The organism is Nocardia amamiensis, from assembly GCF_015477605.1.
GTDB classification, from domain to species: domain Bacteria; phylum Actinomycetota; class Actinomycetes; order Mycobacteriales; family Mycobacteriaceae; genus Nocardia; species Nocardia amamiensis_A.
Window position 1 is genome coordinate 1 of record NZ_JADLQX010000169.1, and the last position, 993, is coordinate 993.

Annotated in this window: 1 protein-coding gene; it reads left to right on the plus strand. The window is 64.2% G+C overall.

Annotated elements, in window-relative coordinates; genetic code table 11:
* Positions 1–114: 114 nt before the first annotated feature.
* Positions 115–960, plus strand: coding sequence for a helix-turn-helix domain-containing protein (locus IU459_RS37290; protein WP_228839061.1), 846 nt, complete (start codon positions 115–117; stop codon positions 958–960).
* Positions 961–993 lie beyond the last annotated feature (33 nt).

Here is a 993-nt window from a genome sequence, read left to right on the forward strand (position 1 = left end):
AGCCTCTGGTGGACGGTCGTTTTGGTCGACTGCTGATCTACCAGGGGCTTCACCCAACTCAACGACGACACACCGCACCAATCACACAGCACCCCAACCGCTCTCACTCCGAGGATGAAAAAGGCTCAGTGTGCTGATTCGCTGTTTAGCGCCGTAAGTTGTTGCTACCGTTGGTGGGTGGTGCGGACTGGGCGACCGAAGGCTGCGTTGACTCTGTCGGACGAGGAGCGTGACCAGCTTGCGGGGTGGGCGCGAGGGGATTCTCGGCTGTCGGAGCGGGCGCGAATTGTGTTGGCGTGTGCAGAGCCTGGGGCGGTGAACAAGCAGGCCGCCGCGGATCTGGGAGTGACTGCGGTGACTGTGGGGAAATGGCGTCGGCGTTTCGTAGAGTCGCGGCTGGACGGATTGACCGATAGCCCGCGGCCTGGGCGTTCGAAGGCCGGGTTGGTGTTGACCGAGGAGGAACGCGCGACGTTGCAGCGGTGGGCGCGGCGGCCGGAAACCGTGCAGGCGCTGGCTTTTCGGGCACGGATCGTCCTGGCCTGTGCGGAGGGTGTATCCAACAAGCAGGTAGCTGCGGTGTTGAGGACGCGGGAGCAGACTGTGGCCCGGTGGCGTGGCCGGTTCGTGCGAGATCGCCTGCGAGGCTTGGTCGACGAGCCGCGGCCGGGTGCCCCGCGCACGATCACCGATGACGATGTCGAACAGGTCATCGTGAAAACCCTCGAACAGGCTCCGGCAGGCGGGGACACGCACTGGTCGACACGGGGCATGGCGAAAGCGACGGGCCTGTCACAGTCGGCGATCTGGCGTATCTGGCGGGCGTTCGGGCTCAAACCACATCTGGTGGACACCTGGAAGCTGTCTGAACCGCCCCGACTTTCCGGCCGCTTCCTTCTCTGTGGAGGATGTGGGCCATGCCCAAGCGTTATCCGATCGAGCAGCGTGAGCGTGCGGTGAAGATGGTGCTGGATCGAATCGACGGGTATCCGT

Excerpts from the sequence above, each read along its gene's own strand:
- IU459_RS37290 (WP_228839061.1), top strand. The coding sequence starts at position 115 with ATGAAAAAGGCTCAGTGTGCTGATTCGCTGTTTAGCGCCGTAAGTTGT.